At 56.4% G+C, this 15360-nt stretch carries 8 protein-coding genes and 1 pseudogene; 2 read left to right on the top strand and 7 right to left on the bottom strand.

Annotation, left to right across the window (positions count from 1 at the left end):
• Positions 1-204 precede the first annotated feature (204 nt).
• From ACN9MY_RS27565 to ACN9MY_RS27595, 7 genes are all read right to left on the bottom strand, one after another.
• Positions 205-2382: a S41 family peptidase gene (locus tag ACN9MY_RS27565; RefSeq protein WP_426164882.1), complete on the bottom strand. Its 2178-nt coding sequence runs from the start codon at positions 2380-2382 to the stop codon at positions 205-207.
• Positions 2383-2438: 56 nt separating this feature from the next.
• A complete protein-coding gene (locus ACN9MY_RS27570; RefSeq protein ID WP_426336419.1) occupies positions 2439-3629 on the bottom strand; it encodes a JmjC domain-containing protein in 1191 nt (396 codons plus the stop codon).
• 33 nt (positions 3630-3662) lie between these two features.
• Positions 3663-5795, bottom strand: coding sequence for a peptidase domain-containing ABC transporter (locus ACN9MY_RS27575; protein ID WP_426319270.1), 2133 nt, complete (start codon positions 5793-5795; stop codon positions 3663-3665).
• 41 nt (positions 5796-5836) lie between these two features.
• Positions 5837-7102 carry an HlyD family secretion protein gene (locus ACN9MY_RS27580; protein WP_426164888.1) on the bottom strand — a complete coding sequence of 422 codons (1266 nt, stop codon included), beginning with the start codon at positions 7100-7102 and terminating at the stop codon, positions 5837-5839.
• Positions 7099-10245 carry a lantibiotic dehydratase gene (locus ACN9MY_RS27585; protein WP_426164890.1) on the bottom strand — a complete coding sequence of 1049 codons (3147 nt, stop codon included), beginning with the start codon at positions 10243-10245 and terminating at the stop codon, positions 7099-7101. The genes ACN9MY_RS27580 and ACN9MY_RS27585 overlap by 4 nt, the downstream gene beginning before the upstream one ends.
• Positions 10246-10287: 42 nt before the next feature.
• Positions 10288-11439, bottom strand: coding sequence for a lanthionine synthetase LanC family protein (locus ACN9MY_RS27590; protein WP_426164892.1), 1152 nt, complete (start codon positions 11437-11439; stop codon positions 10288-10290).
• 661 nt (positions 11440-12100) lie between these two features.
• Complete coding sequence (locus tag ACN9MY_RS27595; protein WP_426164894.1) at positions 12101-12952, bottom strand: 2OG-Fe(II) oxygenase; 852 nt, start codon at positions 12950-12952, stop codon at positions 12101-12103.
• Between the two features lie 290 nt (positions 12953-13242).
• On the opposite strand from ACN9MY_RS27595, the gene ACN9MY_RS27600 reads away from it, so the two are divergent.
• Complete coding sequence (locus ACN9MY_RS27600; RefSeq protein WP_426164896.1) at positions 13243-14625, top strand: MBL fold metallo-hydrolase; 1383 nt, start codon at positions 13243-13245, stop codon at positions 14623-14625.
• 265 nt (positions 14626-14890) lie between these two features.
• Positions 14891-15342, top strand: a pseudogene (locus ACN9MY_RS27605) (zinc ribbon domain-containing protein); the annotation flags it as partial.
• Positions 15343-15360: the final 18 nt, after the last annotated feature.

Below are 15360 nucleotides of genomic sequence, written 5' to 3' on the forward strand. Positions count from 1 at the left end.
CGATCGGAACGGCGATACCCTGCTTGCGGTCCGCGCTCAGCGCTTCGTGTCCACCTTCAATGAACCTGCAACGGGTAACAAACTGCTAATGTGACGGCCAGCAAAGCCGTGTACACCAGCGAAGCCATAAGCAATGAGCTGCGCAGTAGGTACCCCGCCCCCAATGAAGTTGCGCCACTTGAAACCAGTCTGTAGGCGAAACCATTATCTGCCGGATTTCAGAAATAGCAATGCACGCTCAAGCACTTCATCCTGTTGCGCCCGCAGTCCCGCAACAGTAGGGTGGACCGTGATATGAGGTTGAATACCTATTTGTTGCAAACGAGTGCCATTGGCGCGGGTGATTCCGATCCCAGAATAGCTTACAGTGACTTTGCCCGGAAGTGTCATGAGGCGAAGGTCGCCGTTCGTGCCAACGCTCGGGCTGCCAATAAAGGTGACAGGCGCCACCGACTCAAACAAGAGCGCGGCATGTTCCGCCTGGCTCATGGTTCGAGCATCGATCAGGACCACGACCGTACCGGAATAGATCGGGCCGTCGGCACGGCGAATTGGCTGCGGATGATACAGGCGGAAAGCTGTCGACGGTAACAGGCCACTGCCGAAAAACTGGTGTATCCCGGGGCCGCTGGCGGCGCCCTTGACGTTCAAGCGGGCGGCAATGGCCAACGCCGTACTGCGCGGATAACCCCGCAAGTCAAAGATTACGCCCGACGTATCCGCAATGAACGAGAACATGGCGGGGACCGCATCCGGTTCCAGGCGGTCGAGGTCCACATAGGCGATACGGCCTTCAAATCTTTGCAAGACGGGTGAGGATGCCCGTTGAATCGTCTCGGCGGTTACAGCTTTCCGGCCCAGCGTGGCTTCATACTCACCGCGCGCACCGAGTAGCTTCAGCCTGGCGACCGAAGCCGGCTGGCCTCGCAGCAAGGTGCCCAAAACGCCAAATTCAATGCCAGCCGCCGTGGCAGCTGAAGTCCGGGACGCAAGCATTGCCATTCGCGTTGAAATTGGCTGGTCATCGATTGCAATGAGCTCATCGCCGGCACGAATGAATTCTGCTTGATCGCCGCCAACGCTGTCTGCGGTGGCGATAACCTTTCCGTCGATCAATGCAAAGCGCAGGTCCAGGTCTCCCTTTCCATAAAAGGCATTCAGTGCCCGGCTCGATACCCAGACATGGTTGTCCCCCATCTGAATTGCCATCGTCTCCAAGGCTTGGGCGTACTCAAGGCTGTTGCTGACCATCGTCATTTGTTGCAGACACGTGGCCAAAGCGTCATTCCAGGCCTCGCCAAGTAACTCCCGATAAGGATATTGGCGATCTATCGTGGCCCACATTTTAATGGCGGCGAGAAGCCGTTGCTCCAGCGCGGGGAATTCGGCCTGATCAGCCTGGTGGTGCTGGCGTGCCATTATGGGCGCTGGATGCTGGGCGGGAGCAGGACGCCAATGGCCGTGATTTTTCAGCATTTGTATTGCCGCTTGCACGAGTGCCTTCTCGGCATTGCCGTCGCCTGCAGCGGAGATGACCTCATTGGGGCGAAAGCCGATGATTCCCTGAGTTGTCACCAATCTGGCGCGGCTAAACTGAACCGTTATATGTTCGCCGATATTCAGGTGCTGCAATGGCACCGCATATGCAGGCAAAATTCGTCCCACTGCAATAATTTGTGCCGCGCCCCTTGTTTGCAGGGCCACGGCAACCTTGGGAACCGGGAACAGATTGTCGACTATAAATACGATGGGTTTGCCGCGCTGCGAGGGCTGCGGCGTAACCGAGCGCATATTCATCGTCAGCAAGCCGCCGACAGCAGCGCCGTCGTCCGCCGTGCCGGATGGCAGCGCGTCAGCATAAAACCGGTATTGCTCAGTTGGCAAGGCCAGCGGCGCCGTGATGACGCGGGCTGCAAGCTGCTCCAGATAGGGAGCTTGGTTGGGAACTTGCCAGGATGTGCTACGCAGATCGATGACCAGACCGCGCACGTTTGGCAAATGCGCCAGAAATTTCGCCCAGTCCGCCGGCGACACCGGGCGGCCGCCATGCAGTCGCAGCAGGCAATAGCTAGCCGGCAACTCTTGCCACAGAGCTTGGCCCGACGGGAGGGCGAGCGGCCGGCTCTCGCTCTTATCCCAGATGCGCAACGCAGAATCATGCAATGGTTGCATCAGCCGCTCGATGGCAAGCATGCGCGCGCCGTCATCCTGCGCAGCGAGCATTGCCGGTAACGCATCGACCAGCGCCTGATCCCAGTCGACTGTCCCGTCACCCAAGGCTGGATGAAGGTATTGCACATCGCGCCAGATGCGCGCCATGTCCGGCAGGTCGGCCTGTGCAGCGACAGCCGCTGTAGGCAGGCAAATTAACAGGCTGGCCAAGCAAAGCAAGCTGGCCCACCTGCGCCGAATACCTTGCCGCAAGCTCATCCATGACATCATGGTTGGGCTTGCGCTACGGCATGCGTCAACGGCGCGCGCGCGTGTTTGCCAATGATGTCGCGCAGCAGCAAGTCGTTAAGTGTCCACAGCAAGGCTTCGTGTTTAATGGCAGGATGTGCAGCCTGCAGCGCCTGGAAGCTGATCGGCTGTGTGGCATTTGCAATGGATTCCGTGACCGCCTGGCCATGCGGCGTGCGTAAGGAAGCGCGGCCATTGATCGTGCGCGCCTTGAAAATGGCGCGACCATCGAAGCGCGAGTGCAGGATGAAGCGACTCTGTTCCAGCTCGTCGTAAGCGTCTGCCCGGAAGGGACGTGCAATGTCGAAAGCACTTGCCGTGCGCTCGTTGCGGACCAGCTGCGTTTGGTAAGCCGAGAAGGTCTCGTCACTAAATAGGACTTCCAACAGCGTCTCCTTTGCCGCAGCGATGATGTGCCGCGATTGCTCATTCGCGTGAATTGAGTGTCGGCACGAAAAATGGTCGGGCAATACGTTCTTGGCCACCCATTCCACGTAGTTCGCGACGACTGGTGGGTGAACGCCGATGGCAACGTGGAATGTCTCTTCCCGCAATGGTATTGCAGTGTGCCACCATCCGCGCGGAATATAAAGGATATCGCCTGCTTCCAGTATCTCATCGAAGAAGGGAGTAGCGGGGCAATCGGCTTTATGGTGCAGGCTGGTTTGACCAGGCAGTGGCAGGGAGAACGTGGGTTCATAAACAAGCCACCGCTTGCGTCCGATCAACTGTACTGCAAACACGTCGTGCGTGTCCCAATGGTTGCCAAACGTCTCCTTGTCACCAAAAGAAATATAGCCGTTTGCCGCTGCGGGCGCGCCGGTGAATCGGGCGACCTGATTGCACAGATCGCGAATGGGTACGGATACCCCTTCCATCCGGTTGTAAATGATCGAGGCACCGTCTTCCAGCAACTTGGCCAGTTCGGCTTTGATGATGCGTTTGCGAACCACGCCGAGGTCGGAACAAAGTTCCGTATATTTCGCTTCATCGATGAACCCCCCCTTGTGCACGCGCAGATTGGCATCGGTGTTCTCACCGACAAACAGGGCGCGATCCACTTCGTCCCAGCCGACAGCAAGCGCGGCGTAACCGCCACGCTGAATAAAGGGACGCTTTTCGTGCAGTTCGTCAAAGAAGGTCTGTTTCGATATTCCAAAGTCCAGCATGAGTACTTCTCCAATTGTCGTATAGGAATGCAGTCAAGCACTGCGTAGATGGCTGGCAGGCTGATCGTTCGCGACCCGGCCGTGCTCAATGGTCAGAATCCGGTCTGCGGAGGCGATGGTCTCAAGCCGGTGCGCGATAATAATGCGCGTTATCCGCAGCGCACTGATGGCAGCGTTCACCTGCTTTTCGCGTGGTACATCAAGGTGGCTGGTAGCTTCGTCCAGGAACAATATTTGAGGACGCTTGTACAAGGCACGCGCCAAAAGGATGCGCTGCTTCTGCCCGCCAGATAACACCGTACCCATATCGCCAACCAAGGTATTGAATCCCATCGGCATAGCCCGGATATCGTCCAGTACGGAGGCGGTCGCGGCACACTGCTCAACCCATAGCGGATCGGCATCGGCGTCAAAGAAACTGATATTGTCCTGAATCGAGCCAGCAAACAGGACGTCATCCTGCAGTACGGTACCGACCATCGAGCGAAATGCATTGACGCCGAGCTGCCGTATATCGGTGCCGCCAATGGTAATGCTTCCTTCGTGGGGCGGACGAATTCCCAACAGGACAGATAGCAGAGTACTCTTGCCGCAGCCCGATGCGCCGACGATGGCCAGCGACTCTCCTGCTGCCAATTCGAAGCTAACGCCGTTCAACACCCATGGTTCCTGTTCGCCATACCGGAATCGTAAGCCGGCCACCCGTAACGATGGCGCCGTGCGGTCGGTGGCGCCAGCCATATGTTCGGGCCCATTTTCTTCGGGTGCCGTCAATACAATATCGCCCAGCCGTTCGCTCTGCAATTGAAGCATTTTGAATTCCATCGTCTTATCGATAAGGGAGGCGGTACGATTGATAAACTGCGTCTTGTACGCCATGAAGGCGAGCAGAATGCCTACGCTGAAACGGCCCTCCATGACGAACAGCGCGCCGAGGCCAGTCAGCAGCAGGTTTTCGAGACCAAAGCCAAGACCATTCACCACACGGAAATACAGATTCAGTTTTTGCAGCCGAAGATTGGCGTTGATCTGGTCGGAGGACAGCGCCAGCCAGGCTGCGCGCCGCTGTTCTTGCTTGGAAAACAGTTTGATCGCCTTGACTCCCCGCACCGTTTCCAGGAAATGTGTGTGTTGCTTGGCACCGCAGTTAATTTCCCTCTCGCTGGCGGCACGGGTAGGGTAATACCATGCCCACCGCAGCAGTGCGTATAAGGCAACCACGGCGATGCTGACCGCAGTCATGGCAGGACTGTAGTAGCACATCAGCATTAGTGTCACCAATGCCATCGTGCCATCAAGCAGCGCTTCCAGGAATGAGGTAGTGATCGTGCGCTGAATCTGGTTGACAGCGTCGAACCTTGAAATGACATCGCCCAGGGTGCGCTTCTCAAAGTACGGCATGGGCAGCCGGACCAGGTGGGAGAAGATATTCGATCGCCACTGCAGGCTGATCGACGTGGACATATAGATCAGCATCCAGCTACGCGCCGTACTGATACCGGTCTCCAGCAACAACAGCAATGCAAAAGCTGGTACGAGGACGTAGAGCAGCGGCTTGTCGTTGGATGGAATAACCGAGTCGACAATCCAACCCGTAAAGAATGGGCTGATCAACGATAAGACTTCCAGGGCCGCGGCCAGGAGCAGGATTTGGCCAGCGGCACGGCCGAATCCACGCGTCGTGCCTATCAGTTCACGGAACCGGACCCGAGGCGTTTCGACTCGTGGCTGGAACTCCGGCTTGGGCCAAAGCTCCAGGGCGACCCCGGTAAATGATCGCGACACCTCGGCAAAGGTCAGCTTTCGCTCGCCAAACGACGGATCCTGGACTGTAATGCCGCGCTGATCGACCTTGGTCAGTACCACGAAGTGATTGAAATTCCAGTGCAGGATGCACGGCAACTGCAACTGGTCCATGTCTTCCAGCTCCAGGCGCAATGGGCGTGACCCCAACCCCATTTTTTCCGCAATATGAATCAGTTGGCCAAGGGATGCTCCTTTTAAGGAGATGGCGAAACGTGCTCGCATTTCCGCCAAATCGACGCGGTGCTGGTAATAGGAGAGCACCATGGTCAAACAGGCCAGTCCACATTCCGCAGCCTCAATTTGAAGAACCAGTGGGACGTTTCGCCCACGGGCGAATAGCATTTTTTCAAAGGACTGCATTATTTGCGATTTTTCGGAAGCGAAGAGGAGGATGAAGCTGCTTAAGGCTTAGTGGCGCCGACCAGTGCATTGAGCTCGCGGAATGGCATGAACATCCATTGGTAGAGACTACGCGTTTCTGACAACACGTCGGCCTGCAAGTTCATCCCGGCCGGAAGCTTGCGCATCTGGCCTGCGACCTGAATATCCTGCTGGTCCAGTTCAACGATGATTTCATACTGAGGCGTGCCAATGCCGCCGTTTGCCGCGCTCACCGCAGTGCCGACGACGGCCGGGGCCTGAGTGACTGAAACAACGTTGCCGCCAGCTTGACCAAAGTGCTGATAGGGATAGGCGTCATAGCGCAGGAGCACGCGCGCATTGGGACGGACGAAACCGATGGCATTGCTAGGGGCGTACAAGCGCGCCTGCATCCGGGAAGCTTGCGGCAGCAAGCTTGCAAGTGTACTGCCTGCCCCCACGGCCTGGCCTGTATCCGCCAGGATCGCCGTGGCGACGCCGTCGCGTGGTGCGACTATGAGTTCGGTGAGCTGCAATTCATTTTCACTGAGTTCCTGCTTGTTCGACGATAGCTGGCGGCGCAACGCTTCCGCGTCACTGGCATGGCGCAGCCGTGCTGTGGCCAAGTCATCTTGTCGTTCGTTGATATTTCGCTCGACTTCCAAACGCTCGCGTTGCAGTGCAGCCAGGCGATTCCTGTGCTCAAGCAGTTCAGACTGCTTTTGCTTGAAAGATTCGTCGGAGACATAGCCGCGCTCATGCAGGTCCTGGAATCGTTGGTGGCTCCCCTGCTCCAGCGTCAACAGCTTGCTTTGGCTGGCAAGTTGCTCATCCAGCTTTGCCAGTTCCTCTCGCAGGGTACGCAAGTGCAGTACCGTGCGACGCTCCTGATCCTGCAAATACTCGGCCTTGAGACTCAGTTCGTGCTGGAGCGAATCTGACCGCGACTGCAGTTCGTGTGCAGCGGTCTGGCGTGTAGGGGCCAGTGCACCATTTTGACGTTCGCTGGAGATGACATACATGATCTGCCCGGCCCGCAGGGTATCTCCTTCGGCAAAGCGGCGCTCAAGCACAACGCCGGCCTGGTTGGCCGCCACCTGGATAAGACCGCCAACCGGGACAAGTTTGCCGGACACCGTTGTCCGGCGCGTATACGTGCCCAGCGAGAGCAGCAAGACCAGCCCCACCAGCACGCAGGCAACCAAGGCGGACACGAGACGTGCCGAGGGCGGTTGAATTACGATAATTTCGCCAAGCCATTTTGGGCGGCGGGCGGCATAGGCTTCCCGCCTGAAAAGCTCACTCATGCGGCGACTTTCCTTGTGTTGGCGCGTTGCCGGCCCAATGCCGTGCGATAAATGCGTTCCAGTGCATCGTAGGCGATGACTTCATACGAGCGCGGATGCTGGCTGAACAAACGTATACAGCACATATGCAGATGGCTCTGCACGATCTCATCTGCCAACGGCTGCACCGTGCTCAACAACGCGCGACGTCGTTCCAGTCCGCTGGCGGCAGCCAAACGATAATTCGCGTCCCATCCCTTGGCGTCGGCGGTATCGTCGAGGATGCAGTTCAATTGGCTGGCATGCGTGCGGAAATTTTTTCCCAGCAAATCGCGCTGATAGGAGCTCACGCTGAACTCGGCGCGGTATTTGTTTGCCATTGTGGCTACGATGCGGTGACGAGCCTCGATAGAGTAGCCCAGGTCGGCCAACAGGGTGTTGCAGGACCAGACGGCAGCATGACAGCGCTCTTCTTCTCCTTGTCCGGCGATGCCCAGCAAAGCGATGGCAATATCGCTGTCGGCGCAGAACAGTTGCTCGCTCAGTCCCATCAGTTGTGCACCGCCATAACGGATCAACTCGCGCTCATACTGGGCGAAATGGTAATGGCGAATGCGCTGCTTTTCATGCAGCGAATCGAGAACTTTGGTAACTTCGCGCACAAGCGGTCCTAACTCGGGGCTCAGGAATCGAAGCCGCAAGTGATGGTTCGGATCGGCGTAGCGGATAAAGAACCAGTCGCTGGCCAGTCCGGCGCCGCGCAGACGGCGCACCAAGGGTTCGATCACGTCCAGCAGCAGCGCGTCGACCTCGGTGGGAGCAAGATATATTTTGGCATACAGAACTTCGTGCATGGCCACGAGGGGCAGATCGCATTGATCCAGCTTTCGTACCTTACCATGTGACACTGCCGCTGGGACGGCATCCGGTCCAAAGGGCAGCAGCACCTCGTGCCTTGTCAGCAGCGGCGCACCGTTCGCGGGCGCTGCCTGCGAAACGACTTCGCGCAGCACGAGCCGGCGGCTCTTCCGGTATATGCGATAGAGCTGTTCCATATCCAACTCATCGGTGCGGTCCAGCAGCAACGTGTTGTCGAACTCTTTTAGTTCGGTCAGTGCCGGGAGACCGCGTTGTGCAAGGTAAGTTGCAAACGCCCGCCTGTTCTCCTGCTCGGACAGTGCCTTGTCAGGTACGAAATCCCCGGTTTGGATCAACCAACGGGCCGGCGCAAGGATAATATTGGCATATTCCAGACGTGGAAGATAAGGATAGCTCCTGAAGAAATTGCTCCATCCAAAATGCGCGAAATACGCTGGATGCAACTCAAGGCTACGCAGGAGAGAGTAGGCCTTGACATTGCCAAAATGCTCGCTGTTATGAGCGGACGACATATGCGGAATCACCCGTTTGCCGTGCCGACGCGAGTACAGCTGCACCTCGCCGCCGACCACGGTCACAAGCAGGTCGTTCAACGGAATTTCGTTGTCGCTACCGCGCAGATCCCCTTCAACCAGATTGATGCGGTAGGGCCAGATGTCGGCCCGAGACATCACATTGTTGAGTTTGCCATATGGCATGTAACAAATTTCCGCATGCAGGACTTCGGGATCGTTTTGCTCCGTTGTCCTTGCCATATCGCGCAGAGCATTGCCGATTGCCGGATCGCCATAAGCGAAGCGGCCGGTCCAAGCCCCCAGGCTGGAATTGGAAATACCCTGCAGCCAGGTACGCGTACCCTCGGCTGTTGGGGGCAGCACGGTCATGATCGCAAACAGGCTATCCGGGAACTTCCTGCCGCGGCGTTTGAATGTCCGCACTTCTTCCGGCGTAATGCGCAATACAGTATTGCTGCCAACGGGAGCGGCCAGCAACTTCCCGACCAAGAACTTGTCAAATTCACGCAGAGTGTCTTGCGCATTGCCGTTATGGCCACTCCCCTTCGTGAGGCCAAATTTTCGTAGCAAGTCGCAATTGTAGGGATCGCTCCCGGCCCCAAACAATTCTTCATCGTCCAGCAGTTCAGTCAGTGGCACGACGCTCTCGCCGTAGCGGTGCGAAAATGCCTGGGCCAAGTTGTTGAAGGACGCTTCCTCTTCGCAGAAGCGAGAAATCAGCAGACCTAAATCCGCCAGCAGCTCGTCGCAATACTGCCTGGACAGACTGAACGCTGCATCCGGACGGAAACAATCGACTCTTACTTGCGGTGCTTTCGGCGCTGGTTCGCAAAGTGCGGCCAATTCTGCTCCTATGCGCTGGTATTGAGCCATGGGGAAGGCCTGGACGTCGGTCAGAACGTCCAATTCGTCCGCCGCCCGCAACAAGGCTCGGCCAGCGGCGCTTGCAGGAGAAGCCAACAGTGCAGCTGCCAGTGCACGGGCAGGATCCGGGGCCAGCAGGTCGATTGTTAATGCTGGCAGTAATAGCCGGGCTTCGATGAGGTCGCCAATCAGGACCTCAAGGACTGCGTTCGGCACCTGCGGGAATTTGCCGGCGACGCGTTCGCACACCTGTTGCGGCAGCAATGGGGCTGCGTCGCAAAGTGCCAAAATTGCTTCCACTACCGGGTGCCGATCAACCTGGGCCAGTTGGTAATTCCGTCCGCCGGTGGAGGTGCTGGACCAATCCGTATATTTCAGGAACTCGCCGCTGACATATGCCGAGCGATTTGCGAGGTAGGGAAGTTGTTCGCGGTGCCGGATCACCATCTGGTCGCAAAGAATTTGTAGAAAGCCGGCATCGACGCGGGCGCGCCGTACGCCGCTGCCATCGCCTTCCAACTGAGCGGGGCCATGATAGCCATCACTAGTGATGCGACCGATGGCTACGGTGGAAAACATCCCAAAAGGGGTCGACCGCAGGCACATGCGGTTCAGGTAGCGCTCGAACGTCAAGAGAAGCTTGCGGCTGTCCGCTCGCGCGCTATCCCAATCGGATGACTGAAGCCGATGGTGCAGCTCGCCGCTTGCCAAGTAGATCGCTTCACTTACCGGGGCGCGAGCGAACAGTTCACGCGCCGCGCCCATGCGCTTGGTCCAAAGAAGCTCGGCTGGATCGGCAGCGCCAACTGCAGTATTGTGCCGATATTCCAGCCAGACTTTGGCAGGCAGAAATGGCGCGCGCAAAATAAAGAAATCGCGATGGGTGAAGCGGAGATCAGTGGTCATGAGTGTCAAAGTTTGCGGTACAGGGCATATGGCCAGCGTTAATCAGAAACCGAATGTCAGGCAAACATCCCAATGGTGGCGCCCGCGCGAATGTCGATCTTCCATTGCCAGCAATACGCCGCAGCTGCCTTCAAGCAGGCCTGGCTGCAGGGCATAGTGATCCCGGCCATCACCTAGCAAGTCCAGACGCGTGCGAAGGAACTCGGCGTAGCGCGGAGCCGGCGCGGCGGCATTCAGTTTGTGTACCATATGTAGGGCTCCCCCATGTCCGTGGCAGAGTGTGTTGTCACTGAAGCCGAACGATGCCTCAGGTTGCGCAAGGCGCGACAGGACAATTTCGTGGGCTTGCGAGGCCAGGGCCGGTTGCACGAGGGCCGTCGCGGCGCCGTGCAATGCAAATCCTGCACTCAGGTCGCCATAGCACCAGCCCAAACGGCTGGCTTGCGACAACTTCTGGCTCGTGTAATAACTGTAGCGACTGCCTTTCACTGGGTCCGACTGATACTCCAGCAGCGCAGCAACTGCCTCCTGCAGCAAGCCAGGAGTCGCGCTGGTGCCCAGGCCGTGATAGTGAGCACCTGCCAGCAGCAGCACTACGCCGGGCAAGCCGTGAGCGATGCCCAGGTCGGTATGGCCATTCTCGCGCGCGGACGCGGGGGCCAGCGGGCCTAGGTGTATGGGTTGAGTGTGCCAGGTACGGCCTGCGGTAGTCCTTGTAGACATCGCCACCAGGCTCGCCTCGACGATTGCATAAAGGTTACGGGCAGCTTCAAGGTTAGTGCGCATCAGTGCATATGCACCAATACCTGCGACGCCAGAAATGAGATCGAAATGTAAGGTGGTGGCCCGGCTCCTGATGTAATCGCCGAGCTGGGCATCCATTTCGTCAACAAAATCTGCTACTGCGGCTGGTAGTATTTCCGGTGCGCTGGCGCGGACGAATTCGAACGCATACAGGATGCCTACCAGGCCGGACCACAGGTTGACCTCCAATGGGTGTTTTTGAATTGCATTGATTAGCGCTTGCAGTAGCTGCTCCAGCCTCGCGCGCCGCTCGGCTGTTGGGTGGACCGCGTAGCGCTCGGTTTGCATGAGCAGCCCGCCGGCCAGCCCACCGGACAAGTATGGATAATTAGGGTTGCCCATCAATTGCGTCAGGTTCTGGCGTTCAGTTTGATCGTGCGCGGCAAACATGTTGGTCACTTCAACAGGAAAAGAATAGGGTGCGGAGCTGGCTCATCCAGATGGAAAATTGCCGGCCCAAGCGTTCTGGAGCCGGCAATCTTTCAGCGTTTTTTAGTCACCAGTGTTTGGACAGCAACGAACGTTCCTCGAGGTGCCCGGAGGGCATCTGTCGGACGGCACCGGGCACAGTTCAGTCGGGCACGGGCAATTCGTTGGCAAGGTGTCTGGCTTTGGCTTTTGTTTGGAACCATCTGGATCCTCGTCACCGTCTTCGCTTGCGCCTCCAACAAGCTCCAGCTCACTCAGGGTTAACGTACGCAAGGTACGCTTATTCAACTCAATTTTTTCCATTATTTTAAAAATGATAAATTAATACTCCGCGATATAAGAGTGCCATAACGCACGGTCTACACCGTCAATTATCAGGCACTCCGATATAATCGCAACCTACCCCAAATAAATCTGGGATAGGAATAATAATTATCATTTTAAAAAAAGTAAATACAGGGAGAATGATTTTATCGCAGCAAAAGACTAAATAATTCCAGGCGAAAATATATGCGGATGGCGCCACACCCATTGCACGATGCGCAATAGGCGTACATAAGGCGCCGCCATGTCGCTTTCAATATTTTGGGGGCAAACCTATTTTGTCACCCGTGGCTGGCAATTACTCATGAGCGTACTGGCGAAACCATTTTGTCATTATCCATTTTTCACCGCTTTGCACCGGGTCGCCCGCATGCAGGGTGCCGCATTGCACGGTTGGCGTTGGATAAGAAAAGAAGAGCGCGCTGCCCTTTCTTGGCATCACGCGCACGCCCAAGTTAGCCATAAACGTGGCGCCACCGCGCTCCGGCTGTTTTAAGTAAACGATCAGGGTCGCCAGGCGCTGCCCGCCATTCTGGACCGAATTTTCAAAATATTCGTTACCTTCCAAGAAATAATCATAGTGAGGCTTGAAGCTGCCGTGCGCGCCATAGCGTTGGATCTCCAGCGGCTCGCCCCAAGCCTGCGGCCACCCTGTCAGCGCTTCGATACGCCTCTCTATTGCCATTGGCAGTGGCTGTCGCGCCGCATCCAGCCTGCATGTGTCCGACTTGCGGTAATCATCAAATTGGATGCCGTGCTCGTGATTAGCATGCAGCACCATTGCCGCCTCAAGCGAGTCATGGGCGAGCTCGCACAGGGCGTCGCACTCCTCTTCAGACAGGAAATCATCGAGCAATACCAGACGCGGCGCAAATTGTTCCATTGCGATACGTACCCGGCGATCTGGCAGTTCGACAAACAGATCACCCTTGCCGGTGTCTATGGCGGGCAGGGCCTGCCCATGTAATCTTTCATCGCTGACTGCCTGAAAGTCGTTGGCGCCATGATCGAGCACGGTTTCCACAATGCGCTGCGCGAAATGCGCCGCATATCCCCCGGTTACCACCAAATTCATGACGATTTGGGTAAAGGGAGTGCCTTGGGCATGCAGTTTTTCAATGTGAATTTGCAAGTTTGCAGGGAATTGCACAGGTAACCTTTTTGAATCAATGGAAATGCGCCTGGGTTGCCCTGCTTTGCCTTGGCTAAACCGTATCTTTTTTCGGCATACAACATACGAAAGCGATGCGGCTTATTGAGGCTGAGCATGATAGCGCGTTTTTTTAATTTGTCAACACCATCAATATTAACTTGCAAATAGCAATCTAGTGTTGCAGCAAGACATCCGACAGTGTTCAATTTTATAATTTCCTGATAACATTTTGAGTTTGCCGCGACACTCCCGGCTGAAACAGGGAAAATGCTCACACAAGGAATTAAATGAATTACGCAAGAAAAAATCTATCCCCACACACCGCCTTTCGCCTTATTAATGAAGAACAGGGGGACGTGAGTTCAAAGCTGGGCGTTGTCGTACAGGCGATGGCAAACCTTATTAACGAAAAGGGTGGATTATCCGAGGCAATTTTGGCCGCTGCAGAGTTGCCGAACTTCGAGCGTTTTTTTGAATATGACGCCGCTGCCCCCGCAGCATCGTTTGCCCCGCGTGACAGCCTGCTGTTCCCTCCGCGCTATCCATTGGACACCTTTATCGTTTCGGTAGATGAAAGGCGGGAAGACTCGTTTGCCGAACAGTATTTGATGAAAATGCGAACCCCTGAAGGCGTGAAGATGGTGGCTGACACGCTATTATGGATAGCTGGTGACCAGACTGACGACCCCCCATCGGATGAGTTGATAAAGCGGCTCGACGAGATAGGTTGCTTCAGTGAGGCGGCAGACGAAGCCGACACGATTGCCGCGGCATTCAGTCAGGACGGCATATACAGGCTGCAGCACGCATCACTGCTCTATGTCCATCAAGGGCAATCGGTGCTCATTGATCCAGTGCTGCATACCGTCGGCTATGGCGTTGGCACCGGCGATTTGCGCCTGTTGATCGCCTCGCGCACGTGCTCTGCAATTCTGATCTCGCATTCGCACGGCGATCATTTTGAGCCCTCGTCCCTGGCCTTCTTCCCACGGGATATTCCGATTGTCGTCCCGACAGTCCGACGCACCAACATTCTGACTTCATCGTTTGTTGAACCGCTCAAAGCGATGGGGTTCATTAACATCATTGAGGCCGATTGGTGGAGTAATCCGCTGAACGTCGGGGATATCAAAATCACGGCTTTGCCCTTTTATGGTGAGCAGCCACGCTCGACAGGATATGTGCGCAATCCTGAACTGCGCAACATTGGCAATACGTACTTGATCACAACCCCAACCGACAAGACCTGGGTGGTCGTTGATACGGGCAATGAAGTGGAACACAAGATGGTTCATGTGGCGGAGGCGATAGCGGCCAAGTTCGGAAAAATCCGGCACATTGCCTGCAATCTGGGAAGGTTCACTGCCCATACTCCGCACTATTGTTCGGGCTCAGGCAGTTACTGGGCATGCTTGAGCAACGAGGATATGGCCAATTTTTCGCAACTTCGCTCAGAATGCGTGACCTTGGGGCCCAAAGGTGTCGCGGAAATCATTGCAGCCAGTGGTTGCGAAAGATTCATTCCCTATGCTGACTGGTGGGGCGAAATGGATCAGCCATCCATGCAGCAGGAGAAACTGACAAAGGCATTGCAGGAACAACTCAAGGGCTTGGGGTCCGCTTGCTCAATTGCAGACGTCAACATTGGTGGGGTCGTGAGGTTGCCTTAAGCGCCGGCAACCCATACGCCGATTTGGTCCACCAAATTCGCTAACAAAAGCCCGTGCCAGGCCCAATGCCTGGTGCCGGCGATTCGATGCACGGGTCGATCAGCTCATTGAGCGTCTCGGCCAGGTGCTGGCACCACACAAGCCCCTGGCCAACGCATGTCTTCCGTTTCCGCGTGAAGTCGAAGAATCAGCTGCTGATGCGGCAAGCTTGGCTTCGATTTGAATAAGCTGACCGCCGGCAGCAGCAAAGAGCTGGAGTTACAGCGACCTGCATCGAGAAGGGAACACGTTTCGTTTTGCAATCAGTACGCTCCGTGTGTTCTGCTCGCGTCCGCTTCCCGAAGGGAAAAATCAAGGATGGCAGCTATTTTGCGTAAGATAGCTGGGGCAATTAGTTCCTCAATATTGTGATCGAGTTTGCAGCCCCCCAGGTCTTCCGCTCGACCACGGTGTTGGTATTGACCTCGGCTTGAAGGATGTCGCCATGCCCCGGTACGTGAAAGTGGACGAACGCTTTACCACCCAGACCTGCTCGAATTGCGGAACCCCGATCCACGATCGAGCGCCAAGGTGGGACCGAAAGGTATCGCAGGCCTTGGAATAAGAGAATGGGAATGCAGCGAACGCGGTGTGATACATGAACGAGATCGTGATGCTGCGTTAAACATTCTCCGCCGCGGACGTGCGACGCTGGAAGCAGGAAACCCCAGCCTTTAGTGCGGGGAGGAAGTAAGC

Source organism: Pseudoduganella sp. R-31 (assembly GCF_049913235.1).
Lineage (GTDB): Bacteria > Pseudomonadota > Gammaproteobacteria > Burkholderiales > Burkholderiaceae_D > Rugamonas.